Genomic DNA, 24,103 nt, shown 5'->3' with positions numbered 1-24,103 from the left:
AGATCATACTGGTTTCGAGATGAGCATTTACTCTAAATGATTTTGGGGCAGAAATGAGTTAGAGCCCTTAATAACTCACAAAACTCTAAACAAGTTGATGACCACCACACCAAATCACATAGGCTATTAAATTACGTCCCATTTGTTTCTAATAAATGTCTTACCTACATAGTTCCTGTTTACTGTGTCCTTAGATTTTCTGAGTAATCCCCCTCTCTCCGAACTCCTCTGAACACACCGATTATTACAAATACGTAATAATAATTTTCTATTTAAGGGGATTATCAAAACATTCACTCGCACCTATACTGGCTCCAACAAAACGAGAGAGCGGAAACAATTAAGCTCAACTACGCTTAACGGGTTGAAGCTAATTGCACGGTTATCCGCTGTACTGACATATATAGGAAACATCCAATGACAATCGAAATTAAACCTGGTCAAACTCATATCAAATCAAAAGCAATGGTTGCATGGGCAGCTGGCGAGCCACTAAAAATGGAAGAAGTTGATGTACAACTTCCTAAAGCTGGTGAGGTTCTAGTTCGCATCGTTGCTACTGGTGTTTGTCACACTGACGCATTCACATTATCAGGTGACGATCCAGAAGGTATCTTCCCTTCAATCCTTGGTCACGAAGGTGGCGGTATCGTTGAGATGATCGGCGAAGGCGTTACAAGTGTTGAGATTGGCGACCACGTTATCCCACTTTACACAGCTGAATGTGGCGAATGTAAGTTCTGTAAATCTGGTAAAACTAACCTATGCCAAGCGGTTCGTGAAACGCAAGGTAAAGGCCTAATGCCAGACGGTACAAGCCGCTTCTCTATCAATGGCGAAACGATTTTCCATTACATGGGTTGCTCTACTTTCTCTGAGTACACAGTACTTCCAGAAATCTCTCTAGCGAAAGTAAACAAAGAAGCACCACTTGAAGAAGTTTGTCTTCTAGGTTGTGGTGTAACAACAGGTATGGGCGCTGTACTAAACACAGCTAAAGTTGAAAAAGGCGACAACGTTGCTGTATTCGGCCTAGGCGGTATCGGTCTTTCTGCAATCATTGGTGCTCGCATGGCTGGTGCTGACCGCATCATCGGTGTTGATATCAATGAGAGCAAATTCGAGCTAGCAAAACAGCTTGGCGCGACTGACTGCATCAACCCAACTAAATTCGACAAACCAATCCAAGACGTTATCGTTGAGATGACAGACGGTGGTGTTGAGTACTCTTTTGAGTGTATTGGTAACGTAAACGTGATGCGTCAAGCACTTGAGTGCTGCCACAAAGGTTGGGGCGAATCAGTAATCATTGGTGTTGCGGGTGCAGGTCAAGAGATTGCAACTCGTCCATTCCAACTAGTGACTGGTCGTGTATGGCGTGGTTCTGCTTTCGGTGGTGTTAAAGGCCGCTCTGAGCTTCCAGAAATCGTTAACCGCTATATGGCAGGTGAGTTTGGTCTTCAAGAGTTCATCACTCACACAATGGGTCTGCAAGACGTAAACGAAGCATTCGACCTAATGCACAAAGGTGAATCTATCCGTACTGTTCTACACATGGATAAATAATTCTCCTTGGCCTCGATTCTTTCGAGCATCGAGGCCAAAGTTATAAATGAAAAGCAACAAACTGTCTTCACCACCTCCTGCCCGGTGGGTGGTGAAACTTTAAATGACATAGACAAGTTACTCCTAAAACCATCAACCTAACGGAGCACAATAGATGACAATCGAAAACATTAGCCAAGCAAAGGTTGCTGGTGGTTGGCACAAACAATACACCCACTTTTCTGCAACGCTTGACTGCAACATGCGTTTTGCGATTTTCTTGCCGCCTAACGCAAGCAAAGAAAACCCAGTTCCTGTTTTGTATTGGTTATCAGGCTTAACCTGTACCGATGAAAACTTCATGCAAAAAGCCGGCGCGTTCAAAGCCGCGGCTGAGCAAGGCATTGCTATTGTTGCACCTGATACAAGCCCACGCGGCGAAGGCGTTGCCGACGATGAAAGCTACGATCTCGGCCAAGGTGCAGGCTTCTATGTGAATGCCACTCAAGCACCATGGGACAGCCATTACCACATGTACGATTACGTGGTAACAGAGCTACCAGCACTTATTGAGTCTTTCTTCCCTGTGACTTCAGTGAAATCGATTTCTGGTCATAGCATGGGCGGACACGGTGCCCTAACGATTGGTATCAAAAACGAAGATAGCTACCGTTCTATCTCGGCATTCAGCCCAATCACCAACCCAATGCAATGCCCTTGGGGACAAAAAGCCTTCAACCAATACTTGGGCTTAGATATTGAAGAGTGGAAGCACTACGATGCCTCTGAGCTTCTAAAAACCAAAGGCACTAAACTGCCAATGTTGGTTGACCAAGGCGAAGCCGATAACTTCCTGATTGAACAGCTTAAGCCTGAGCAATTAGTCGAAGCGGCTAAGGTAACCAATGCCGATTTAGAGCTACGTATGCAGCCAGGTTACGACCACAGCTACTACTTCATCTCTAGCTTTATTGATGAACACATTGAGTTCCATGCTGCTTACCTAAACAAGTAGTCACACCGAATTAGCCCACACCTTGCAAAAGCGTGAGGTGTGGGCTTTTTTGTGCCTGCTGTTTGGGCAAATACGCTGTGACTAAAGATCAGCAACAACGATTAACACTTTCAAATACCCCCGCTATACCAACAAAAAACAATACAACTAAAAGGTACGACTATGAGCTGGTTTTTCTTAATGATGGGCGTGATGGCGGAAGCACTTTCTCACGTAGCACTTAAAGCAACCGACGGTTTCAGCTTATCTAAACCCATCCCTGCTCTATTGGTGATTTCAGGACATTTGGCGGCATTTCTATTTTTGAGCCAAGCAATGAAAGGGATGCCTGTAGGTGTGGTTCACTCTTTATGGGCGGGCTTGGCTATCGTAACCGTGAGCTTGATTTCTACGTTTGTTTACCGCCAGCACCTCGATACTATGGTGTGGGTTGGTATGTTATTTGTGGCAGCAGGTGTTGTGATGATCAACCTATCTCAAGGTCACTCGCACTAGTGTAGATAGTGACTTATGAACAGTGTGTCAATTCGTTCAAGTTTCCTAACAGACAGTGTCGCCTTCACTTATTCATACTCTTACAATCGGCAAATCAAACCTGTTACCATAGCGTCTTCTACATCACCTATTTTGAAGGTTGCTATGAAAGCAATTAAGACTCTTTTCTTCCTGATGGTTTTATTAAGCGGTCTGTTTACCGCTTGGCTGTTTATCCCGATTCCAGCGACCATGGACAAGCAAACGCTCGACCTTCCATTAACGGAACCATTCAAGCTTGTGGCGTACCGCAGCAACCCGAATGATGCGAGCAAGCCGCTGACTTACCACTACTATGTGATTTCAGATGTGGTTGGCGTGGACGACATGGACCCGTTCCTGGTTACCACAGACCAGTTCGTGAAGCTTGGCGAATTCGACGAGAATACGTTCAGTTTAACGGTTAACGGCAAGATCGAGAGCTACACCAACGATTTGTGGATCAAAAAACCTGACGGCAAGCTTCAGCACTGGTACGTGAGTATTGATGCGAACTATGTTCGTTAGCGTCGAACCCAAATAGACCCGATTTAAAACTGCGCTTTGGCTTCCAAGCGCAGTTTTTGTTTCTAGCGCAATTTTTGTTTCAAGCCGCCCGCCTTAAACTCTCCTCTTTTCCACTTTCACCCGCAACTGCCCTTTATCCCAAGATGATAAAAACAATCTAACTGTCGCAAGCTGCATAGGTGTTATAAGCCTTTAAGATGTTATAAGCTCAGATTATGCTCGACGCTCAATAAATCAAAAATAATAAAGGATCACTCGTGGAATTTACGCTCGACAAATTTAACGGCATCATCATCGACCCAGCAACCGCCCCTCACAATGCTGACTCATTCAATGCCGAACTCAGCGAGATCACCGAATTTTCAAAGCAGAACAACAAAGGCATTATTTGGATTAGTTTACCTATTTCACTCTCGCACCTTATTCCGGTGGCGACTGAGCTTGGCTTTGTGTTTCACAACTGTCTAGAAGACGAAATCACACTGATCCATAAATCCGAGATTGTAGAGTTTGTGCCTTTCATCCCTACCCACACCTTGGGCGCAGGCGCATTGATCACCAACGAACATAATCAAGTGCTGATGATTAAAGAGCACGGTATGACAGGCTACAAATTACCGGGCGGCCATATTGAGTTGGGTGAAGGTATTGAGGAATCGGTTGTTCGTGAAACCTTGGAAGAGACAGGTATCGAGGCAACGTTCGTTTCGGTGGTTGGCATGGCAACAAGACACCCATATCAATTTGGCAAATCGAACCTCTACTTTATTTGTCACCTTATTGCTCAAACTCAAGAGATCGCGATTCAAGACACTGATGAAATTGCAGAGGCTAAATGGGTTGATGTTGAAGAGTACATTAACAACCCTGACAGTTACCCGTTTAACCGCCAATTGGTCGGTTCTCTGATAGGGAAACAAGGATTAGAGCTTACTCAGCTAGAAGGTAATTCTGGCCCAACCCACAAGCCCGAGATCTTCTTTTCGCAAAACTAGAACGATTCAAGCATAAAAACGCCCAACTCAATTAAATTGGGCGTTTTGGTTTCTAGCTTTTGTTTTTCTTAATTAAGCCTACTGCGTTGTTAGTTATTCTTTGTACCCATGATTCATTCTCATACTTTTAGAACGAACCTGTATTAGAAGAAGCCCAACGGATTAGTATCGTAGCTGATCAACAGGTTCTTAGTATTTTGGTAGTGATCGAGCATCATCTTGTGTGTCTCACGGCCAATGCCCGATTTTTTGTAACCACCAAACGCGGCATGAGCTGGGTAAGCGTGGTAACAGTTCACCCAAATACGCCCCGCTTCAATGTTACGACCCATGCGATACGCTAGGTTTGCATCACGCGTCCACACGCCTGCACCCAAGCCATACTCGGTGTCATTAGCAATCTCTAGCGCTTCCGCTTCATCTTTAAACGTCGTCACCGCGATAACAGGGCCGAAGATCTCTTCTTGGAATACGCGCATCTTATTGTGCCCTTCCAGCATGGTTGGCTGAATGTAATAGCCATTACCGAGATCATCTGGTTGCTGCGCTATTTCACCACCGGTCAGCACTTTCGCGCCCTCTTGACGACCGATTTCTAGGTAGCTCAAGATCTTATCGAACTGTTCTTTAGAAGCTTGTGCACCCACCTGAGTATCGGTATCTAACGGGTTACCTTGTTTAATAGTTTGAGCACGTTCGACCACCTTGGCGATGAACTTGTCGTATACCGATTCATGAATCAACACACGTGATGGACAGGTACACACTTCACCTTGGTTGAAGAACGCCAGCAGCATACCTTCGACACACTTATCGAGGTATTCGTCTTCATGGTTAAAGATATCTGGGAAGTAGATATTTGGAGACTTACCGCCAAGTTCTACCGTTGATGGAATCAAGCTTTCTGCGGCACATTTCAGGATATGGTGGCCGACCTCTGTTGAACCGGTAAACGCTAGCTTCGCCAAACGATCGCTAGTTGCTAACGCTTGACCCGCTTCGCTACCAAAACCATTCACGATGTTGACTACGCCTGCAGGTAGAAGATCAGCGATCTTCTCCATCATCACCAAAATCGATGTCGGTGTTTGCTCGGCGGGCTTCATCACCACACAACAGCCCGCAGCCAGTGCAGGTGCCAATTTCCAAGCCGCCATTAAAATCGGGAAGTTCCAAGGAATGATCTGCCCCACCACACCAATAGGTTCAGGGAAGTGATAACTTGCGGTGTTTGAATCTAGCTCTGCTGCGCTGCCTTCTTGTGCTCGAATACAACCCGCAAAGTAACGGAAATGATCGACAACCAAAGGAATGTCTGCCGCCAGAGTTTCACGCACTGGCTTGCCGTTTTCCCACGTCTCAGCGACTGCGATTTCTTCTAGGTTCGCTTCAATGCGATCGGCAATTTTAAGTAGGATGTTGGAGCGCTCAGTCACACTGGTCGAAGCCCAACTTGCACGAGCTGCATGCGCGGCATCAAGTGCCAAGCTAATGTCCGCCTCGGTTGAACGTGCCACTTGGCAATACACCTGACCATTCACTGGGGAAATGTTATCAAAATACTCGCCGCTGACAGGCTTCACCCACTCACCACCGATAAAATTATCGTATTGCGCTTTAAAGTTAACCACTGCGTTATCACTACCCGGCTGTGCGTAAATCATAGTTAGATCCTTCTTAGATTTGTTATTCGTTATTGAGCGAGAGCTGTCTTATTTTGTGGCTGCTCGTCTTGAGAAAAGAACTCATGACAAGACGCCCATGTTTATGCTTTCTGTTTAAAACACTGATACTTCGTGTTTTCTTCACAACAGTAACAACGCAAATCACACGCCAGAACTTCAAAACTTGTTGTTAATAAATTGTAAAACTATGATTACCAAACGTTTACAACCTAAAGTGAGTTGGCATTGAACGGACGTCTGGAAACCACTCCAGTGTTCAACTGTTCCAAATTGGTACACCCTCACTGTTACGACATGGAACAGTCATGCATCTTCAACAAGCAAACACCTCAGATTGGCTTTCATCCTCTTGGCACCGCAGCACAGAAGCGGGTCTAAAACAGAGACGACTTCCCGAAGACATTCGCCTGCCACAATCGCTCCTTAAACAGCGACGTCATCAATCGGCTGACTTGATCCACATCGTCGAACGTAATGCTCTGCCTCTGTTTAATCAGATGTTTGCACGCACTGACAGTCGTTTGATTCTGACGGATATTGAAGGGGTAATTCTGGCAAGTTGGGGACAAGAGCGGTTTAAAGAGAAGCTGACGTCAATTGCACTCAGCTCGGGAGCATGTTGGCAGGAACAACTTAAGGGCACCAACGCGATTGGCACCGCGATTGTTGAAGCGAAACCCGTATCCATCATTGGCGAACAACACTTCATCCACCAGCATCGATTTATCAGTTGTTCAGCAAGCCCGGTGTTTGATCATCAAGGTCAAATGGTTGGCGTATTGGACATCACCAGTGAACAACAGCAACACGACAGCTCGGTGCAATTACTGGTTCAAAATATGGTTCAGCTTGTTGAAAATCAACTTCTGAGTCATATCCCACAAGGCACCACTCGAATCGATCTCGCGTGTGAGAAATCTTTATTACACAGTGGTTGGCAAGGGATAGTAATAGCCAATGAAGCTGGTGAGGTAGTGGCGCACAATCAGGTCGCCTCTCAACTGCTGGATCAAACCTCGATCGTAGGCGAATGCATAGATACCCTCTTCAACCGAACCTCATTAGACACGCCCTTTGTGTTTGAGAAACAGCACCTCAAACAACCAACTGCAAAACGCACGCGTTCCATTTCAGCATCGTGCGATTTGCACCATGGTGAACAACAAATTGAACATGCTTGGCAGCAGGCCAACAAGGTTATCGACAAAGGGATCAGCCTATTAATCTTAGGAGAAACGGGGGTCGGTAAGGGCGAGTTTGTTAAAGCATTGCACAAACAAAGCCAACGTAAATCTTCGCCCCTAGTAGCAGTGAATTGCGGTGCGCTGCCGAAAGATCTTATCGAATCTGAGCTGTTTGGTTACGCGCCGGGCGCGTTTACTGGCGCAAGCCACAAGGGTTTTCAAGGTAAGATCCGTCAAGCAGATAAGGGCATTCTATTTTTGGATGAAATCGCCGACATGCCGTTAGAGGCTCAGTGTCGCTTGCTGCATGTTCTGCAAGATAAGTCGGTTGTGCCTGTGGGCTCGAACCAAAGCTACCAAGTCGATTGCCAGATCATCGCTGCGACTCATAAAAACTTAGAACAGTTGGTCGCAACTGGAGAGTTTCGACAAGATCTCTTTTACAGACTAAACGGCTTAGCCTTCACCTTGCCAAGCCTGCAACATCGACAAGACAAGCACGCCCTAATCGAACACATTCATCGTAAATACGCAGAAGACGAACAGACAATCTGCCCGCACTTAATGAGCTTACTGTGCGCCTATTCTTGGCCAGGCAATATTCGCGAATTAGACAACTTACTTAAGGTCGCTGCTCTATTGGCAAGTGATGAACCACAGCTCACCCTAGAGCACGTGCCTAGCCACCTTGCTCAACATATCACGTCGTTAGCACACGATAATCAGCATCAACTGACGACTCCTAATACCACCAAAGGCACAATGAATAACGATTTAAGAAGTACCGTTGAGGAAACCTTGCTGCAAACGTATCAAGCGAACCAAGGCAACATCAGCAAGACTTCGAGAATACTGGGGATCAGCCGCAATACCATTTATCGAAAGCTAAAGAGCTTGGGGATTCTTTAATAATCAAGATGATCAATGGTCCAGTTACTTGAATTTAGTCTGCAAAGTATAAATACATACTTTTTAAGTGGGTATTCAATACTTCGGATGAAATTAAAACGTGACTGATGTCATATAATGAGCAATATATATCCACAACACCCTCAAACTACAACCTCCTGATTTACCAGGAAATTAAAAACGGCATCAAGTATAAAACATCAACAAATACAATTAGATAATGGAATAAAAACAGCCATACACCTATCTTATTGTTCCTCTCTAAAAGACATAATCCGGAGCGTTATACCATCCTATTTATATTTTTAATCACCCTATTCTTATTGTGTTCATTATTTAGAATTTTCCATTCACGTATCTTGTTTAAAATCTCTGAAAAACTACCACTATTTGGTTAGAGAGATAATATGTTTAACAGTATACGAACGCGAATTGCGGTGAGTGCGGGCGGAGCGATGGCTTTCACTCTGTTAATCGCCATGGGAATGACGACCAACGCATTTACCGATGTGAATAAACAAGTCACTGAAAAAGTAAAAACGCAGCTGACAGAGGCCACCGCTACGGATTTACAAAACACGGCACTTCAACAAGGTTTGAACATCGCTAACCAGCTTAATCCCGTATTAGCGAACCTTAAGCAAGTGCGCTCAATCATCGAATTAAGTTCAGAAACCGACGCAAGTGCAGAGCTTATCGTGAAACAGTTTACTGCGGCACTGGAAGCACAAAACAAAGCTGTATTTGCGGGTTACATGGTTTGGGAGGATAAGACATGGTCACAACAGTCTGTCTTGAATAACGAGCTCAACGTGAACAGCGAAAATGGCTCAGAGACGTCGCTGATTTCAGATAACCAACAAGACTCGAACACGGAACTGAGCATTAACACAGAATCAGACTCGAATATCGAATCTGGCTCAAACACTGAGTTAGGTTTTAACAGTCAGGGCTACCTTGCGCCTTTCTTCTCTCCCAATGACCAGAACAGCTTTGATGCTGTCGCAATGGAAAGCTTTAGCAATACCGATCTCAACAGCAACGGTGAGCGCAAAGATGACTGGCACTTAATGCCATATCAAACAGGTAAAACGTTTGTGATGGAACCGTATTTTTATTCAGTGCGCGGCAAACAAGAGCTCATTACCACCATCAGCCAACCAATCAAACATGACGGAAAAATCATCGGCTCGCTAGGCTTTGATTTGTCCCTACATGAACTCCAAAGCCAAAGTGAGTTACTTGCGCGTAACCTGTTTGATGGCCAAGGAAAAATCCTAATCACTTCATGGAAAGGCATTACACTGGCCAACAGCCAAGCTGGAAATATGGTGGGTAAAAAAGTCTCTTCTGAATTGGAATCTGAATGGTCAAAGATTCAGTCTATCGCTAACAGAGAAGGCGCCGGTCTTGTGACTTTCGGCGGCGATGAGTACGCGATTACTGCCATTGATACCAGTGATGCGCCATGGGTAGTCATGGTGTCTGTTCCTAGTAGTCACCTAGCCAAAAGCGTCAATGACTACACCGAGTGGAGTGATGCTCAGAATTCAAAAGCACTTGAAAAAGGTGTGTGGGCGGGAATCATCGCCGCTCTTCTAGGCATTGCCTCGATGGCATTCATTGCTAACTCTTTGGGCAAGGTTTTGAACAACTTAGTGGAACGCTTTAAAGATGCAGCACAGGGTGAAGGTGACTTGACTTATCGCATTGAAGTGAAAGGTAAGGATGAAACCGCTCAGCTTGCACACTGGTTCAATACCTTCCTATCTCGCATACAAGAGATGCTACTTACCGTGATGGTAACAGCTGACCAAGTGGATAAAAACGCGACAGAAGGCCAAGCTCGTGCTGAAGTTTCACGTGACCAGCTGAATTCTCAAGTTAACGAAGTGAACTCACTTGCCACCGCTATCAATGAAATGAGTGCAACAGCGCAAGAAGTGGCGAACTCAGCGGTTCAAGCAGCGGCAGCTGCAAGCCAAGTGCAAAGCAACAGTCTCAATGGTATGACGCGCATGGACAATGCCGCCAGTGCTGTAGACAGCTTGGCTGTACAGGTTAACGATGCGCAGCAACAAACACAGAACTTAGTCGATTCGAGCACCGCTATTCAGGGTATCTTGAGCGAGATTGGTGGCATTGCAGAGCAAACTAACTTACTTGCACTGAATGCCGCGATTGAGGCAGCTCGTGCAGGTGAGGCTGGTCGAGGCTTTGCAGTGGTTGCTGATGAGGTTCGTAACCTAGCGAATCGAACTCAAGGTTCAACAGAAGAGATTCGCTCTATGTTGGCTCGCTTAGAACAAGAGACTCAATCTATTGTGGTACTGATGGAGCAAAGCCAGAATCAAGCGAACAACACAAAAAGTGAAACCGAAGCTGCACATCAAGCCTTGTCTGAAATCAACCAAGCGATTGAAGTGATTAATGACATGAACAATCAGATCGCTTCCGCGGCTGAAGAACAAAGCTCTGTGTCAGAAGAGATTAACCGCAATGTCGTGATCATCAATGACACAGCAGTAGAAGTGATGGACACCATGACTTCATCAGTAGCAATCAGTAATGAGCTGACCGTAAAAGCTGGAGATTTACACGGAGAATTGAGTAAGTTTAAGCTCTCTTAACTCACGTTCAGTCTTCCATAAAAATAAGGCCGAGAAACGCAATGTTCTCGGCCTCTTCATTTCTTAATTCCCGCTCAGCTTCAAACTCATCGATTGCAGTTCATCTATTAGATTTTACCGAACCAAGCTCACCTAACAAAGCTACTCAGAATCCAACTCCACAAGTTGATTCAGCACTTCTTTGTCTAACACTGGGTGATGTTTGCTCGCTAGGATCAGCACAATATCCACCGAAGGCAGTGGTGGCATATCTTCCAGAATGTTCAAATCAGAAGTCACACTCAGCTTACCCATCGCGCCAATCGCTAAACCTGCCTTAACAATGGCACGTTGCGCCGAAGCGGTATTACTGCACGCCAACAACTGATAAGGCGTACCCTGTTTAGTTAAACCATTCACTGCTGCTGCGTGATACTTACAATCGGTCTGAAACAAGGCTAGTGGGACGGGTTTAGAATCATCGAACACATAGTCTGGGCTGCTTATCCATACTCCCACATCACTGGTAAGCCAATAGCCCTCTTCACTGTCAGGCGCTCGGGTGACAATTGCAGCATCAAGCCTACCATCATCCAACCACTCTCTGAGCGTAATACTTGGTAGGCTGAATACTTGAATAGAACAGGTGGGTTCTGCTTTCTGCAACAGGCGAATCACTTTTGGCACAATAGTGTCATTGTAGTCTTCAGGGCAACCGAGTCTTAGAGGTTGTTTGTCTTCGTAACGCTTTACTTGCTTGAGGGCGGTATTGTGGAGGGCGACCAACTGTTCAGCATGAGAACGCAGCGCTAAGCCAGCCTCTGTCAGCACGAGATTACGGCCTTCTTTCTGGAAAAGGGTCACGTTGAGTTCTTCTTCCAGTTTGCGCATCTGCGCACTGAATGCCGATTGGGTGCGATTTATCTGTTTCGCTGCACGAGTAAAGCTACTGGTTTCTACAAACGCGAGAAAGCCTCGCAAAGCATCAATATCCATATTGAAATCACCACCCATCGTTTTTATTAATGTATTGCATCAAAATTATCCGTTAGTGCGCCGCAATACAATCCCCTAAGCTCAAATGCATGCCCCTAAGGCTCAATACCTTACCCTAAGTCTCAAAGCATCCACACTAAACGCAAGGAAGCAACTATGCAGCTTTATATTGGAAACCAGAACTACTCAACTTGGTCATTACGCGCATGGCTAATATTCGACAACTACAACCTAAATGCGGAAATCATCAAGCTCAAGCTATTCACGTCTGATTTTTACGACACACTAGCTTCAGTGACACCAACAGCCAAAGTTCCAACCCTAGTTGACGGTGACGTTGCTGTGTGGGATTCACTGGCGATTCTCGAATACGTTAACGAAGCCTACTTGGACAGCGCAGCATGGCCTAAATCCGTGAAAGAACGCGCCCATGCCCGAGCAATTTCTGCAGAGATGCACTCTGGATTTTTTGCCGTAAGAAATGAAATGCCGATGAACTGCCGCGCTCAACGAAAGCTTACTTTGAGTGGAGAGGCATTGAAAGACATCGCCCGTATTGATGCCATATGGTCGACGCAAATGGAACAATATCCAGAAGGTTGGTTGTTTGGTGAATGGTCGATTGCCGATGCGATGTTTGCACCGGTGGCATTACGCGTTGAAACCTATGGCATCAAACTTTCAGAGAAGGCATCACAGTATCAGCAACGTGTACTCAACAGCCCATCAGTAAAAAAATGGTTGGCAGAAGCGAGCTTAGAAACCGATGTGGTTGAAGAGGACGAGGCGGGAGAGCCGGTATAAATAGATTAAAAAGAGTCTCGATGCGATATCGAGACTCGTTCATTATTAGATGATTTGAAAGCGATTTCCTTACTGGCTATTCTGCCGCAATGCCGTCTTTATGATCATTCGGTTCAAATTCTAAAATATCACCAGGTTGGCACTCTAAAACTTCACACAGCTTGTCGAGCGTCGATAGCCTTACGGCTTTGGCTTTATCATTTTTTAATACGGACAAGTTGGCTTCTGTTATCCCAACTTCTTTTGCCAATGTCTTTAATCGCATTTTCCGTTTGGCCATCATAATGTCTAAATTAATGCGGATAGTCATGACAAGTCCTTTAAATGGTTTGGCTATGTTCGTCAGCCAGAATATAACCTTCTTTCATCACCCACGAGATGATCAAAATAATTATACCCAATATCAGTGTTAAAAAGTCCATACCAACGAAACTAATCTCAAAGATACGGTCACCTGGTGGATTATTGAACGACAGAATCACTGACATCAATGAACCATAGATAACTGAACCTAATACCCAATAAAACAAGCTATATCCGAGTTTCTGATAGGACATTGCGTTTTCTAAAGAGAAGATTTCACCTCGCTCATAGTTACGGAATAGGCGTATCAGAACCGTTAATGCATACATAAGAATGCTCGACATCGCCAAACTGGTGAACATTGCGATGATTCTTGTTGTCGTAGTAAGTGGAGAGACTGTGAGTGGAGAGGTTATAAAGTAGTCCATCTCGATGGAAAACTGAACAATGCCCATCTCACTAAGAAAGTCATAGGGTGTTTGAACAGTTAGCCAGAAGTAACACACCATGATCGGAGTGAGTGCAAGAAAGGACTGCAGTAGCATTCGCACACGGCGACTTTGTTTTTGAATCTTAGACATACTTATATTCCTGTTGAGTTGATGGAAGAATATTAAGATCAAAATAAACGATGATCAACAATAATTTATCGATAAACGATAATTTATTGTTTATTTGCAATATTGAAATGAGTAAAACCCAGATAGTCCTACATCTACACCACAAATAATTTGGTCGATTGTGATCGCCTAATCACAATGTGCAGATGTGATTGTTTATATTCAACTAAATTCAAATAGTTAAGATAAACGTTATGTTACGAGCAACCATCGCATTACTCAGTGTCACTAGCTTGGCCGTATCTGCCAATGTCACCCTTCCCTCTGGGGAAGACTGGATCAATCATGCTTCTGAAGGGCTCGCACCTTACTGGCTTATGCCGAGCGCACAGGGAGAACCGATAGGCAATTTCCCTACTTTCCGCTGCGATGATGGTACCTTGCTCGATGTATCTGATGTGTGTCCTGAATTGAACAGAGGCTGGATCACTCCCCACTTTGGCAAGGAGTTTACGCGTATGAAATCACGCCAAACCTATGCCTACGGCGTGCTCTATCACCTTACTGGAGACAAACAAGCTTTAGCGCTTGCCAAGCAAGGTGCCTACTACCTCATTGATCAACTAGAAGATAAGAAAAATGGTGGCTTTATTGGCTACACAAAAGAGGGAAAAGCGGGTCAAGATTGGCAGCAACGTACCTCTCAAGATCAAGCGTATGCGCTGGTTGGACTCGCGATGTACTACTACCTGACCCAAAACAAAAAGGTAGAAGAAGCACTCATCGCCCAACAAGCTTTTATCTTTGATATATATCGACTTAGCGACAACCGCGGTCTTGCTTGGGTACTCGCCGACGGTGAAGATGGCAGTGCAAAACGACGTGAACTGGTCGCGCAACTTGATCAAATAAACGGCTACCTGTTGTTAGTCGCTCCTCTGCTCAAAGAGCCCGTCAAAGCCAAATGGCTTGATGACTTAAACTGGCTCACGCAAGCCATGATTGATCACTACCACTCTGAAGATGAACAACGCTTCTACGGCGCAATTCACGACAAAGCGGCAATGATGCAGAATGCCAATCACAATGATTTTGGGCACACCATTAAAGCATATTGGATGACCTATCTAACTGGTCATGCATTAAAAAATTCCGATTGGTCTGAGTTTGGTTTAGACGGTATGAAACACACTTTGGCTCAGGCGCAATATCAAAAAGATTTTGCCAATGTATCTAACTACTTTGGCGAGCGACTTCAGAAGATGTGGCAAGGGCAAGATATCACGGGCTGGCAAAGCAGACCGTACAGCCAATGGGCGTCATCATGGGAATGGGCTGAGCTTGATCAAGCTGCGATGACGGTATCGCTTATCGATGGTTCAATGAAAGACGTACTGCAATACACCCTGCCCACCTTTCATGATGTATGGGTAGATCATAAATACGGTGGCGTTGGGCTTGAGCCTAAGCGTACTAAAGCGTTCCATTGGGGCAATGGCTATCACCAATTTGAACATGCGCTGATTGGCTATTTATATGCTCGACAAGAGGAAGGTAAACCCGCTGTACTTCACTACGCAAGGCCAACTAACAGCAAGATGCCAATGGAACCTTATTACTATCAAGGAGATGTACTTAAATTAGAGAATCAGAGCGATGGAACGCAAAAGGTCAGTTTCAACAACATTCGACCTTAATACCTGATATTCACTCATCGGTATTTTTAGAAGTGGTTAACGACTAAGACGGAGCTGATGAGTAGCTAGCTGTTAGCAAAGCCTGAAAAGAAGATCTTCAGGCTTTTGAAATACCGTTGAGCAACATTTATTGGTAGGATTTTAAATGAATACATAAGCAAGTGAATCTTGTCAGATCTTCAGTTAAACCATATACGGCATCACGAAATCACTTCTTATTATTCTGCTCAACCAACTTTTCATTCCACGCTTCGTTGCCGTCTCGCTTACTGACATCATATTCAGAGCAGAACTGCGATATGGTCATGTTGTTATCGCCAGTTGCTAACTTTAATGCCAATTGAACTTGTTGAAGTTTGCTTTGCAGACGAAGGTTTTGACCTGCCTTTGGGCTTTTTTCTTTAGCAAACTTTAAAGCAGCATGTTTACGTTCGGCAGCTCCCGCTCGGCGATCCGCTTCTGATAATAGATATTTTAGCTGCGCGACACTCTTGCCCTTCTTAAAGGCAGGCTCAAGCAACTCAACGCATTCATCAAATGATGGATTTATAACATATGGATCAATTCTATGCGCTTGTTGGCGCATCCACTCTAGCGCGAGCTTTTCATCTGACATAATTACATCTTTACCAAAGAAATAGCCGTACATGGTATCGCTCAATAGCAAACCGCTGCAACAATAAATTAAGCTACAGTGTCACATTTAATTTCAAGGAAATTGCAGTTTTCTAAAAGAACCCTCCTTTCACTACCACTTATTCAAACTGGATGATCGGAATAAAGTGATGCTGCGTAGATATGTTTTAGTTAGTAAACAAGTCGTCGAAAACAAAAGTGAGAAGAAGAGAAGATATGAAGGCAATGACCCTTTCAAGACAAGATATCCAAGCAATGGACCAGCGTGAGCGCGCTCGTTTAATTAACTCCTTATCGGGGTTTAAAAGCGCAAACCTTATTGGCACCTGTGACAAGCAAGGGCTAGAAAATCTTGCAGTAGTGAGCTCCGTGGTTCAGTTGGGGTCGAATCCACCTTTACTTGGCTTCATCATCCGGCCTGCGGAAAGTCGCCGTCATACACTAGAAAATATCCTAGAAACTCAACACTTCACTATCAATAGTATCGGGGCGGGCTTTGTTCAAAAAGCTCATCAAACTTCCGCTCGTTATCCTAAATCAGTCTCAGAATTTAACGCGGTCGGTCTCACGCCCTATTACGATGATGTGTTCCCTGCTCCGTTTGTTTTGGAAAGCCCTCTGAAAATAGGCTTAGCCTTCAAAGAGCAGATAACAATTGAAAGTAACCAAACTCAAATGTTGATTGGTGAAGTTGTTACGATTCACGCACCAAAACGTGCTGTGATGCCAGACGGCTACCTAGATTTAGAAGCGTTAGATTTAGTCACAATTTCAGGGCTAGACAGTTATCATGTCACGCAGAGGCTACATCGTTTAAGCTATGCAAAACCAAATAGGGTACTATTTCCACTGACGCACGAAGGTAACCCAACCTCATGGGAGGCTTTCGAACACAATCTCACTCATTTTGTTCGGTAATTTACGGACAAAGGTGCTAACTTTCTCAACTTCACCCTGTGCACCACACAACAGCGCTAAACTACATCTATTTCCAAGGACCCTTTTGAAGTTAACCCACTTTAAATACAAAACGCGCAAAGGCCCAGACTACCGACATGGCGATCAGGTGTCATTCATGGACATCAAACAGACCTTCGGTATGGGCAGCATTCGTGTAGGCGCTTGGGTAACGAAAGAAGAGAAAGAGCTCGCTGCGAATCTGATATTCGACTCGCTAGCAGACTTGGCTTACATCTTGGCTTTGCCACCAGAAGCGATTGGCTTACGTGGCACATTAGGCTTAGCGTTCGGCAGTGGTGGCAGAAAGGGTGTACAAGCACACTACGCACCAAATCAAAGAGAGTTAGCCCTCGCTAAAAACGCAGGGGCTGGTGCGTTAGCGCATGAGTTCTGGCATGCATTTGACCACTACATTGCCGAAAAGGCGTTTGAGATTGGTGACACCTCCGGTCCTCGCAAGCAAATCTTGTTCGCCAGTGACTGTTGGCTACATGATAGAAAGGTGCGACCTCACCCATTAAACGAGAGTCTGATGTCGCTGTTCAACACCACATTACTCAGCGAGAACAATTTGGATAAGCACGATTACGTGGCTCGAAGTGTCATTGCCGACAAAGCAACATCTGCCCGTTACTTCTCATTGCCAACAGAGATGATGGCCCGCGCGTTTGAATCTGCGATTGAATCCTGCTCAGATATCGAGAATGCTTACTTAGTCGATGGCACGACCAAACCAGATATGTTCCCTCTCTATCCAGACCTCAAGCATCGCAAAGAAATTAATAAAGCGCTGCAAGGTTACTTCGCGCCGTTGGGTCGGTCTCTAAGTAAGTAACGTTCGAGTCGTTAGGGCTAAGAGATGATCCATCAGCGAAAAGTGTTTATAGTCCAGACATACACTTCAACATCCATGATTGAGAGGCAATAATGATCAGTTGGCCATCTTTGGTAAAACTCGACGGGGACGATGAGCTTATTTACGTCGCATCCGAACACGAATTTCAAGCAGAATGCTCAGACATGATCTTGGGCGAAGATGATTACCTCATTGATTCAGTGGGCGATAGCTACTCGCTTGAATCGAGCTCAAACCAACTCTCTCTAGCGAAACGAGCAGACCAGTATTCGGTTGAAAGCGTGACCAAACTGATTCGAAACCACGAGTTCCAGAAAGCAGAAGTGTGCCTAATGAAAATCCACTTCCTAACGATAGAAGAAGCGATTCAGTCTTTGGCTTTTGAGGCTCGTTAATATTGGGTATTAATTCGAAATCTAGGTTCGAATTAATACGTCCAAACAGAACAAATAGAAACAGCGCCAATTGAGGCGCTGTTTTTGTTTGTTATCTCGCTATCGCTTAATTAAGCGATAAAAATCTGTGCGAGTGCGTAGCCTAAGCAACATGCGCCGACGGCACCGATTAAACCAACCGACATGAATGAGTGGTTGAAATACCACTTACCAATCTTAGTGGTGCCAGACACATCAAAGTTCACCGTTGCGATATCTGATGGGTAGTTCGGGATGAAGAAGTAGCCGTAAACTGCTGGCATTAAGCCGATAAGCAATGCTGGGTCTAACCCTAAGCCAAGGCCAACCGGTAGCATCATACGTGCAGTAGCGGCTTGAGAGTTCACCACAACTGATACGATGAATAGCGCTAGCGCAAACGTCCATGGGTAGTTAGTCACCATTTCCACGATGCCCGACTTGAACTGAGGCATTGCGTATTGGAAATAGGTATCCGACATCCAAGCGATACCGAAGATAGCAATCGCTGCCACCATACCCGATTTGAATACCACGCCGTTTGGCACGTCACGCGGGTCAGTTTTGGTCGCTAACAAAATGATACCGCCGAAACAGAGCATCATCATTTGGATGATCACCGACATCTTAATTGGCTTATCGCCGTCTACGATGGTTCTGATCTCAGGCATCATCGCCACGATAACAATCACGACAATCGACAATAAGAAAATCAATACCGCATTACGCGCCGAAGTTGGCAGCACTTCATCCAAAGACGTCGCAGTGGTGCTTTCGATGCGCTTTTTCCACTCAGGATCTTTTAGACGCGCTTGGTATTCAGGATCGTCGTTCAGTTCTTTACCACGTTTCAAGCTATACAGAGAAAGTAAAAGTGTGCCGAACAGCGTTGCAGGAACCGTCACCATCAAAATAGAAAGCAGAGTAATAGAGTGTTGGATATCAGAAAGTTGCGCGAGGTAATAAACCACTGCTGCCGAGATTGGAGATGCAGTAATCGCCAGTTGCGACGCAACAGATGCAGCCGCCATTGGGCGCTCAGGACGAATACCATTCTTCAGTGCAACATCGCCGATGATAGGCATGATGGAGTAAACCGCATGACCAGTACCCAATAGGAAAGTCATCGAGTAAGTCACGAACGGTGCTATCAAAGTGACGCGTTTCGGGTTCTTTCTCAGTACCCTTTCGGCCACTTGCAGCATGTATTTCAAGCCACCAGCCGCTTCAAGAATAGAAGCACAAGTAACAACAGCGAGGATGATCAGCATTACGGTGACAGGTGGAGACGTTGGTGGCATCTTGAAGACAAACACCTCGATAACCAAGCCAATACCAGAAACAACACCTAACCCAATACCGCCATACCGAGACCCGATATAAAGTACGACTAATAAAAATAGAAACTCAAAATACAACATAAGCAACCCTGCTAAAAATGTGGACTAATGATATTTTGTCCCTAAGTTCCGCCATTTACTTATCGCTTGGTCACACTATGATTACGGACTCTCACAAATTGTTTTTTCTAAGATTATGGTCACGCTAACTGAACCGTAAGTTTATGAAATGTAATAGGAAGACAGACTCTAAATCTAAATTTGTTATGTTCGATAACCATTATTGTGACTGTTAGATCTGTATGGCCTATAAAGTACCAGACTCATAACTTAACGATATTATTTCATTCATAATCAATCATATACAAAGCCATCCAGAAGCATACTTCCTATCTAACTAAGCATATTCTTACTGAACACTGGCTCGCCTATCCCGAGACACTATGTCAAAATACTCGCCCTCACGATGACAACACATAAAGAACCACGGATATGAATTTTCAAGCTGCTATTTTTGATATGGATGGACTGTTACTCGACACCGAGAGACTTTGTATGCAGATTTTTGAAGAAGCATGTCACGCGCAAGATGTTCCGTTCTTGCAAGATGTTTACTTAGGCATCATTGGTTGTAACGCAAAAACCATCGAACAGATTTTTAGAAAGGGCTACGGCGAAGGGTTAGATTACCCGGCGCTGAACACCGAATGGCGCACTCGCTACAATGCGGTTGTTAAGCACCAAGCAATCCCAGTTAAAGATGGCGTGATTGAGCTTCTTGAATGGCTGAAATCAAACGACATTCCAATCGCGGTGGCGACCTCGACTCAGCTTGATATCGCTAAAAAGAAGCTTGAGCTGGCTGGCCTAGATTCTTACTTCACCTCACTAAGCACAGGCTGCGAAGTGACCAATGGTAAACCTCACCCAGAGATCTACTTGCTAGCGGCAGAGCGCTTAGGTGTTGCACCTGAAAATTGCCTAGCGTTTGAAGATTCAAACAACGGTATTCGCGCATCTATGGCAGCCAACATGATCAGCTTCCAGATCCCAGATTTGGTAGAACCATGTGACGAAGTGAAAGCGCTTGGTCACACGATCAGCCCTTCCCTACATCATGTGTTAGCGCAGCTTCAGCAAGCCGTCGCTTAAGCTCTAATTACCGTTGATAATGCTTTAATCAACGTAGAAGAGCCTCTCTATTAAACCGACTCACTGAGTCGGTTTTTTTGTTTATATTCCTTTTATAAAAGATAAAAAATCGCGCAAGAAACTGTTACAGTCGAGATGAAACGATACTAATCGATAAGCAACATTGATAACGTCTACAGATGGAGAAAGGGACGCGTGATTAAAAGATTTGAAAGCCAACTGCTTGATTTTGCTCAGCAAGAGATGACACAGGATGCCGCGCACGACATCAGCCATATCAAGCGAGTAGTCAAAACTGCTGAGGTTTTGTGTACTCAAGAACAGGCTAAGCTTGAGGTCGTTCTTCCTGCCGCTTACCTTCATGATTGCTTCACCTTCCCTAAGAACCACCCAGACAGAGCCCAAAGCTCAAAAATGGCGGCAGACAAGGCGATCTCTTTCCTCAAATCTATCGAGTATCCCGCGTCCTATCTCGACGAAATCCATCACGCTATTGTCACTCACAGTTACAGCGCCAACATCACACCAGAAACCTTGGAAGCACAGATTGTTCAAGACGCAGATCGCCTAGATTCTCTCGGTGCGATTGGCATTGCTCGCTGCCTATACGTGGGTCAAAGCTTTAACGCTGAACTCTATAACCACGAAGACCCATTCGCGAAGCAGCGTGACTTGGATGACAAGCATTACAGTGTCGACCATTTCTACGTGAAACTGTTTAAGCTCGCTGAAACCATGAATACAGAATCAGCCAAATTAGAAGCCAATAAGCGCACCGACTACATGCGTGGATTTCTTGATCAGTTGGCCGCAGAAGTTTAACGGCTTAGAAAAAGAGACACGCGATAAGGAAGAGAGAAGGATATGGAAATAAACCGCTTTAAAGCATCCGACGCCGACGAGATCGTCACTTGGTTTACATCCCTAGAAGACTACGTTCTATGGGGCGGACGGATATTTGGTTGGCCCTTAAAAGCAGCCTCCATCATCGAACGTTCTCAAGAACCACATGTCGAGCTATATACCTTTTCTGCATCTAAGTCATACTCTGAACCGAACGCCGATTCAAACGCCAACTCAAATACCGATGACTTGCTTGGCTTTATGGAGTTTCAACGCATGTCAGACAATGAACTTCGCTTTTGCCGAGTCGCGATTCACCCAAACCAACGAGGTAAAGGGCTTGGGCAATCCATGATAGAAAGTGCATTAGAAGCTGCGAAAGAAATCCCAAATATCACCACCATCACCTTGGCCGTATTTAAGCAAAACCACGGAGCAAAACGCTGCTACGACAAAGCAGGATTTCAGGTGGTAGACAAAGAGCCGAGCGTGAAAGAGTTTAATGGCAAAACCTGGCCCTTGTATCAGATGGAATTAAAGCTCGGCTAGTTTGTTTTGATCAACAAACTGGTTTTAATTGCTAGATTCAACCCCATATCATTAAGCATTGGCTACACAGATGTAATTTGGAACCTCCAATGACCCAAGAAAAATTCGACACTATTTATCAACGTGCAGCTCACCGTAAAGGCGGAGCAGCCGAACTCGAAAAGATTGTTCGTGCGCCCCTTTCCCAAGCCGAGTTATCGCAAATCACCGACGACCGTTGGCTAGCCGCCTTTACTGAGAAAGTATTCCAGTGTGGCATTTCGTGGAATGTGGTGAGAAAGAAATGGCCGCAATTTGAAGAGGTGTTCTTTGAATTCAACATCGAGAAAATGCTGATGCTGCCGAATGAAATGTGGGAACAGAAAGCACAAGACCCGCGCATTATTCGCCACCTCACCAAGGTGATGACCATCCCTGCCAACGCCACCATGATCCACAATGCCAAGCGTGAAGCCGATTCATTCTCGAAAATGGTTGCCGACTGGCCATCAGAACGTATCACCGAGCTGTGGGATTACCAGAAAAAACACGGCAAGCGACTAGGTGGTAATACTGGTGCCTACACTCTGCGCCAAATGGGCAAAGACACCTTCATCTTGTCGTCGGATGTTGAAGCGCACCTACGCAGTACCGATGTGCTAGATAGCGGCCGTAACACCAAGCGAGCACAACTGGCAGCGGGTAAAGCCTTCAACGAATGGCAGCAACAATCAGGTCGTAGCCTGAGCGAAATCAGCCAGATCGTTGCCTACAGCTGTGGTGATAATCGAGTTTAGTGGTCATCGTAGTTAATTAGAGAACCCGTCCAGATTTATCTAACCTTTAAAGACCCGTTGCTGATGCCACTGGTCTTTTTTGTGCTTCATTCAAAGAAATGTAAATTAACCGCTGACAGACAACGATCTTCGGTGACGCCAAGTCATTATGTTGATAGGTTAATGTTTATACATCTCGATTTCATACGTATCTATAGCGCGCTCTCAAACATTCGTTTCTCCGCTAAATGGAGGTACTAAACCTAGAAAGGAACTCTATGTTCGAACAGGTCATCAGCATTCTGTTTCCCGTTTTTGCTTTAGCCAGTGCTGGCTTTGCGGTCGGTCGTTGGCTCAAGCCCGATTTCAAACCGATCAATCGCATCAACATGGATGTGTGTATCCCTGCGCTAGTGTTTGCATCGCTGACCACCATGCCTCTCGACACAGAGCAATTGCCACTCATAACCGCTTCTTTGGTCGCAGTGTTAGTGCCTGCATTGTTGATGATTCCGATCTGTAAGATCTTTAAGCTCAATTTTAAAGCTTGGGCTCCGCCACACATGTTCCGTAATAGTGGCAACCTAGCCATTCCCCTATTCACCTACACCTTTGGCGAGAGCGCACTAGCCCCTGCGGTATTACTATTTGTGGTATCGGCATGTGTCCATATTAGTGTTGGCTTAGCGCTATTGAGCGACGGTAATCCGATCAAACAGATCCTCAAGATGCCAATTTTCTTAGCGGCTGCGCTAGCGATGACGCTCAACCTGTCTGGAATTACCGTGTGGAATCCAATCTACGAAGCCACATCACTGCTTGGGCAAGCTGCTGTTCCTATCATGCTATTGTCGTTAGGTTCGCAAATGGTCAACTTGAGACTGAGCGGATTAAAGGTCGGCTTGTTGTGTACGGCTCAATCCCTATTTACAGGGGCGATCGCTTTTACCATCATCTACTTCTTTATCCCACTGCCGACGCTGCACTTACAAATGATGGTACTGTTCACCATGCTGCCACCCGCTGTGATGAACTACCTGTTTGCAGAGAGGTTCAATGTCGAGCCCCCTAAGGTCGCGTCCATGGTGTTGTTTGGTAACTTCCTAAGTGTGGTTACCCTACCAATCTTGTTGTCGTTCGCACTGTCTATATCGAGTTGAACCCCCATCTAAGGGAAGATTTGTCACTAGGGCATGTTGAACTTTCGAGCTGATTTTTGCAGCGAGTTGCTGGGTATTTATACAAGGCAGAGGCTT

The 24,103-nt window shown here is 45.2% G+C and carries 22 protein-coding genes and 2 pseudogenes; 18 read left to right on the top strand and 6 right to left on the bottom strand.

From position 1 onward, the window contains the following. The first annotated feature begins 417 nt into the window (after positions 1-417). The 5 genes from ACED59_RS21785 (at position 418) to ACED59_RS21765 (ending at position 4,596) form a co-directional block, all read left to right on the top strand. Entirely contained in the window at positions 418-1,566 is a 1,149-nt protein-coding gene (locus ACED59_RS21785) for an S-(hydroxymethyl)glutathione dehydrogenase/class III alcohol dehydrogenase (RefSeq protein WP_017099110.1), read from the top strand. A gap of 154 nt (positions 1,567-1,720) precedes the next feature. Next, positions 1,721-2,560 (top strand): S-formylglutathione hydrolase, encoded by an 840-nt coding sequence (gene fghA / locus ACED59_RS21780; RefSeq protein WP_017099111.1) that lies wholly within the window; start codon positions 1,721-1,723, stop codon positions 2,558-2,560. Between the two features lie 162 nt (positions 2,561-2,722). Continuing rightward, on the top strand, positions 2,723-3,055 hold the full coding sequence (locus ACED59_RS21775) for a multidrug efflux SMR transporter (protein ID WP_012601126.1): 333 nt from the start codon (positions 2,723-2,725) through the stop codon (positions 3,053-3,055). A gap of 144 nt (positions 3,056-3,199) precedes the next feature. Beyond that, positions 3,200-3,601, top strand: coding sequence for a hypothetical protein (locus tag ACED59_RS21770; RefSeq protein WP_017099112.1), 402 nt, complete (start codon positions 3,200-3,202; stop codon positions 3,599-3,601). Positions 3,602-3,858: 257 nt separating this feature from the next. Further along, complete coding sequence (locus ACED59_RS21765; RefSeq protein ID WP_017099113.1) at positions 3,859-4,596, top strand: NUDIX domain-containing protein; 738 nt, start codon at positions 3,859-3,861, stop codon at positions 4,594-4,596. Positions 4,597-4,739: 143 nt separating this feature from the next. Here ACED59_RS21765 and ACED59_RS21760 read toward each other — a convergent pair whose 3' ends face one another. Further along, positions 4,740-6,260 (bottom strand): aldehyde dehydrogenase family protein, encoded by a 1,521-nt coding sequence (locus tag ACED59_RS21760; protein WP_017099114.1) that lies wholly within the window; start codon positions 6,258-6,260, stop codon positions 4,740-4,742. A 326-nt stretch (positions 6,261-6,586) separates the two neighbouring features. Here ACED59_RS21760 and ACED59_RS21755 point away from each other — a divergent pair, with 326 nt between their 5' ends. The 3 genes and pseudogenes from ACED59_RS21755 to ACED59_RS21745 form a co-directional block, all read left to right on the top strand. After that, on the top strand, positions 6,587-8,374 hold the full coding sequence (locus ACED59_RS21755) for a sigma-54-dependent Fis family transcriptional regulator (RefSeq protein ID WP_017099115.1): 1,788 nt from the start codon (positions 6,587-6,589) through the stop codon (positions 8,372-8,374). Between the two features lie 407 nt (positions 8,375-8,781). Then, positions 8,782-9,171 (top strand): annotated as a pseudogene (locus tag ACED59_RS21750) (methyl-accepting chemotaxis protein); the annotation flags it as partial. A 126-nt stretch (positions 9,172-9,297) separates the two neighbouring features. Next, a pseudogene (locus tag ACED59_RS21745) lies at positions 9,298-11,004 on the top strand (methyl-accepting chemotaxis protein); the annotation flags it as partial. A 141-nt stretch (positions 11,005-11,145) separates the two neighbouring features. Here ACED59_RS21745 and ACED59_RS21740 read toward each other — a convergent pair. Next, positions 11,146-11,997, bottom strand: coding sequence for a LysR family transcriptional regulator (locus ACED59_RS21740; RefSeq protein WP_017099117.1), 852 nt, complete (start codon positions 11,995-11,997; stop codon positions 11,146-11,148). 138 nt (positions 11,998-12,135) lie between these two features. Between ACED59_RS21740 and ACED59_RS21735 the strand changes: the two genes are divergently transcribed. Continuing rightward, a complete protein-coding gene (locus ACED59_RS21735) occupies positions 12,136-12,783 on the top strand; it encodes a glutathione S-transferase family protein (protein ID WP_017099118.1) in 648 nt (215 codons plus the stop codon). A 76-nt stretch (positions 12,784-12,859) separates the two neighbouring features. Here ACED59_RS21735 and ACED59_RS21730 read toward each other — a convergent pair whose 3' ends face one another. Both ACED59_RS21730 and ACED59_RS21725 read right to left on the bottom strand, forming a co-directional pair. Beyond that, positions 12,860-13,093: a helix-turn-helix transcriptional regulator gene (locus tag ACED59_RS21730; protein ID WP_017099119.1), complete on the bottom strand. Its 234-nt coding sequence runs from the start codon at positions 13,091-13,093 to the stop codon at positions 12,860-12,862. Positions 13,094-13,103: 10 nt separating this feature from the next. Then, positions 13,104-13,667, bottom strand: a complete 564-nt coding sequence (locus ACED59_RS21725; protein ID WP_029224074.1) for a DUF2975 domain-containing protein — start codon at positions 13,665-13,667, stop codon at positions 13,104-13,106. Positions 13,668-13,900: 233 nt separating this feature from the next. On the opposite strand from ACED59_RS21725, the gene ACED59_RS21720 reads away from it, so the two are divergent. Beyond that, the gene (locus tag ACED59_RS21720; RefSeq protein ID WP_371705039.1) at positions 13,901-15,343 is read left to right on the top strand and encodes an N-acylglucosamine 2-epimerase; all 1,443 of its coding nucleotides are present in this window, start codon (positions 13,901-13,903) and stop codon (positions 15,341-15,343) included. Positions 15,344-15,551: 208 nt separating this feature from the next. On the opposite strand, the gene ACED59_RS21715 is transcribed toward ACED59_RS21720, so the two are convergent. After that, positions 15,552-15,959, bottom strand: coding sequence for a hypothetical protein (locus tag ACED59_RS21715; RefSeq protein WP_026012354.1), 408 nt, complete (start codon positions 15,957-15,959; stop codon positions 15,552-15,554). Between the two features lie 236 nt (positions 15,960-16,195). On the opposite strand from ACED59_RS21715, the gene ACED59_RS21710 reads away from it, so the two are divergent. From ACED59_RS21710 to ACED59_RS21700, 3 genes are all read left to right on the top strand, one after another. Then, a complete protein-coding gene (locus ACED59_RS21710) occupies positions 16,196-16,897 on the top strand; it encodes a flavin reductase family protein (protein ID WP_017099122.1) in 702 nt (233 codons plus the stop codon). A gap of 85 nt (positions 16,898-16,982) precedes the next feature. Then, positions 16,983-17,774 carry a CLCA_X family protein gene (locus ACED59_RS21705; RefSeq protein ID WP_371705038.1) on the top strand — a complete coding sequence of 264 codons (792 nt, stop codon included), beginning with the start codon at positions 16,983-16,985 and terminating at the stop codon, positions 17,772-17,774. 92 nt (positions 17,775-17,866) lie between these two features. Continuing rightward, positions 17,867-18,190: a DUF4144 domain-containing protein gene (locus ACED59_RS21700; RefSeq protein WP_017099124.1), complete on the top strand. Its 324-nt coding sequence runs from the start codon at positions 17,867-17,869 to the stop codon at positions 18,188-18,190. Between the two features lie 110 nt (positions 18,191-18,300). On the opposite strand, the gene ACED59_RS21695 is transcribed toward ACED59_RS21700, so the two are convergent. Continuing rightward, positions 18,301-19,629 carry an anaerobic C4-dicarboxylate transporter gene (locus ACED59_RS21695; RefSeq protein ID WP_029224075.1) on the bottom strand — a complete coding sequence of 443 codons (1,329 nt, stop codon included), beginning with the start codon at positions 19,627-19,629 and terminating at the stop codon, positions 18,301-18,303. Positions 19,630-20,040: 411 nt separating this feature from the next. On the opposite strand from ACED59_RS21695, the gene ACED59_RS21690 reads away from it, so the two are divergent. From ACED59_RS21690 to ACED59_RS21670, 5 genes are all read left to right on the top strand, one after another. Beyond that, entirely contained in the window at positions 20,041-20,700 is a 660-nt protein-coding gene (locus ACED59_RS21690; RefSeq protein WP_017099126.1) for an HAD family phosphatase, read from the top strand. Between the two features lie 195 nt (positions 20,701-20,895). Continuing rightward, positions 20,896-21,522, top strand: a complete 627-nt coding sequence (locus ACED59_RS21685) for an HD domain-containing protein (RefSeq protein WP_009846188.1) — start codon at positions 20,896-20,898, stop codon at positions 21,520-21,522. A 42-nt stretch (positions 21,523-21,564) separates the two neighbouring features. Beyond that, positions 21,565-22,092: a GNAT family N-acetyltransferase gene (locus tag ACED59_RS21680; RefSeq protein WP_017099127.1), complete on the top strand. Its 528-nt coding sequence runs from the start codon at positions 21,565-21,567 to the stop codon at positions 22,090-22,092. A gap of 89 nt (positions 22,093-22,181) precedes the next feature. Continuing rightward, positions 22,182-22,868 carry a DNA-3-methyladenine glycosylase I gene (locus ACED59_RS21675; RefSeq protein ID WP_017099128.1) on the top strand — a complete coding sequence of 229 codons (687 nt, stop codon included), beginning with the start codon at positions 22,182-22,184 and terminating at the stop codon, positions 22,866-22,868. Between the two features lie 257 nt (positions 22,869-23,125). Continuing rightward, positions 23,126-24,007: an AEC family transporter gene (locus tag ACED59_RS21670; protein WP_009846185.1), complete on the top strand. Its 882-nt coding sequence runs from the start codon at positions 23,126-23,128 to the stop codon at positions 24,005-24,007. Positions 24,008-24,103: the final 96 nt, after the last annotated feature.

This window comes from Vibrio sp. FF266 (assembly GCF_041439695.1).
Classification (GTDB): Bacteria; Pseudomonadota; Gammaproteobacteria; order Enterobacterales; family Vibrionaceae; genus Vibrio; species Vibrio tasmaniensis_A.
This window is presented reverse-complemented; position numbering and strand designations above follow the sequence as displayed.

Coding starts and splice junctions, on each gene's coding strand:
- ACED59_RS21785 (WP_017099110.1), top strand. CDS start 418: ATGACAATCGAAATTAAACCTGGTCAAACTCATATCAAATCAAAAGCA.
- fghA (WP_017099111.1), top strand. CDS start 1,721: ATGACAATCGAAAACATTAGCCAAGCAAAGGTTGCTGGTGGTTGGCAC.
- ACED59_RS21775 (WP_012601126.1), top strand. CDS start 2,723: ATGAGCTGGTTTTTCTTAATGATGGGCGTGATGGCGGAAGCACTTTCT.
- ACED59_RS21770 (WP_017099112.1), top strand. CDS start 3,200: ATGAAAGCAATTAAGACTCTTTTCTTCCTGATGGTTTTATTAAGCGGT.
- ACED59_RS21760 (WP_017099114.1), bottom strand. CDS start 6,260: ATGATTTACGCACAGCCGGGTAGTGATAACGCAGTGGTTAACTTTAAA.
- ACED59_RS21755 (WP_017099115.1), top strand. CDS start 6,587: ATGCATCTTCAACAAGCAAACACCTCAGATTGGCTTTCATCCTCTTGG.
- ACED59_RS21740 (WP_017099117.1), bottom strand. CDS start 11,997: ATGGGTGGTGATTTCAATATGGATATTGATGCTTTGCGAGGCTTTCTC.
- ACED59_RS21735 (WP_017099118.1), top strand. CDS start 12,136: ATGCAGCTTTATATTGGAAACCAGAACTACTCAACTTGGTCATTACGC.
- ACED59_RS21730 (WP_017099119.1), bottom strand. CDS start 13,093: ATGACTATCCGCATTAATTTAGACATTATGATGGCCAAACGGAAAATG.
- ACED59_RS21725 (WP_029224074.1), bottom strand. CDS start 13,667: ATGTCTAAGATTCAAAAACAAAGTCGCCGTGTGCGAATGCTACTGCAG.
- ACED59_RS21720 (WP_371705039.1), top strand. CDS start 13,901: ATGTTACGAGCAACCATCGCATTACTCAGTGTCACTAGCTTGGCCGTA.
- ACED59_RS21715 (WP_026012354.1), bottom strand. CDS start 15,959: ATGTCAGATGAAAAGCTCGCGCTAGAGTGGATGCGCCAACAAGCGCAT.
- ACED59_RS21710 (WP_017099122.1), top strand. CDS start 16,196: ATGAAGGCAATGACCCTTTCAAGACAAGATATCCAAGCAATGGACCAG.
- ACED59_RS21700 (WP_017099124.1), top strand. CDS start 17,867: ATGATCAGTTGGCCATCTTTGGTAAAACTCGACGGGGACGATGAGCTT.
- ACED59_RS21695 (WP_029224075.1), bottom strand. CDS start 19,629: ATGTTGTATTTTGAGTTTCTATTTTTATTAGTCGTACTTTATATCGGG.
- ACED59_RS21690 (WP_017099126.1), top strand. CDS start 20,041: ATGAATTTTCAAGCTGCTATTTTTGATATGGATGGACTGTTACTCGAC.
- ACED59_RS21680 (WP_017099127.1), top strand. CDS start 21,565: ATGGAAATAAACCGCTTTAAAGCATCCGACGCCGACGAGATCGTCACT.
- ACED59_RS21675 (WP_017099128.1), top strand. CDS start 22,182: ATGACCCAAGAAAAATTCGACACTATTTATCAACGTGCAGCTCACCGT.
- ACED59_RS21670 (WP_009846185.1), top strand. CDS start 23,126: ATGTTCGAACAGGTCATCAGCATTCTGTTTCCCGTTTTTGCTTTAGCC.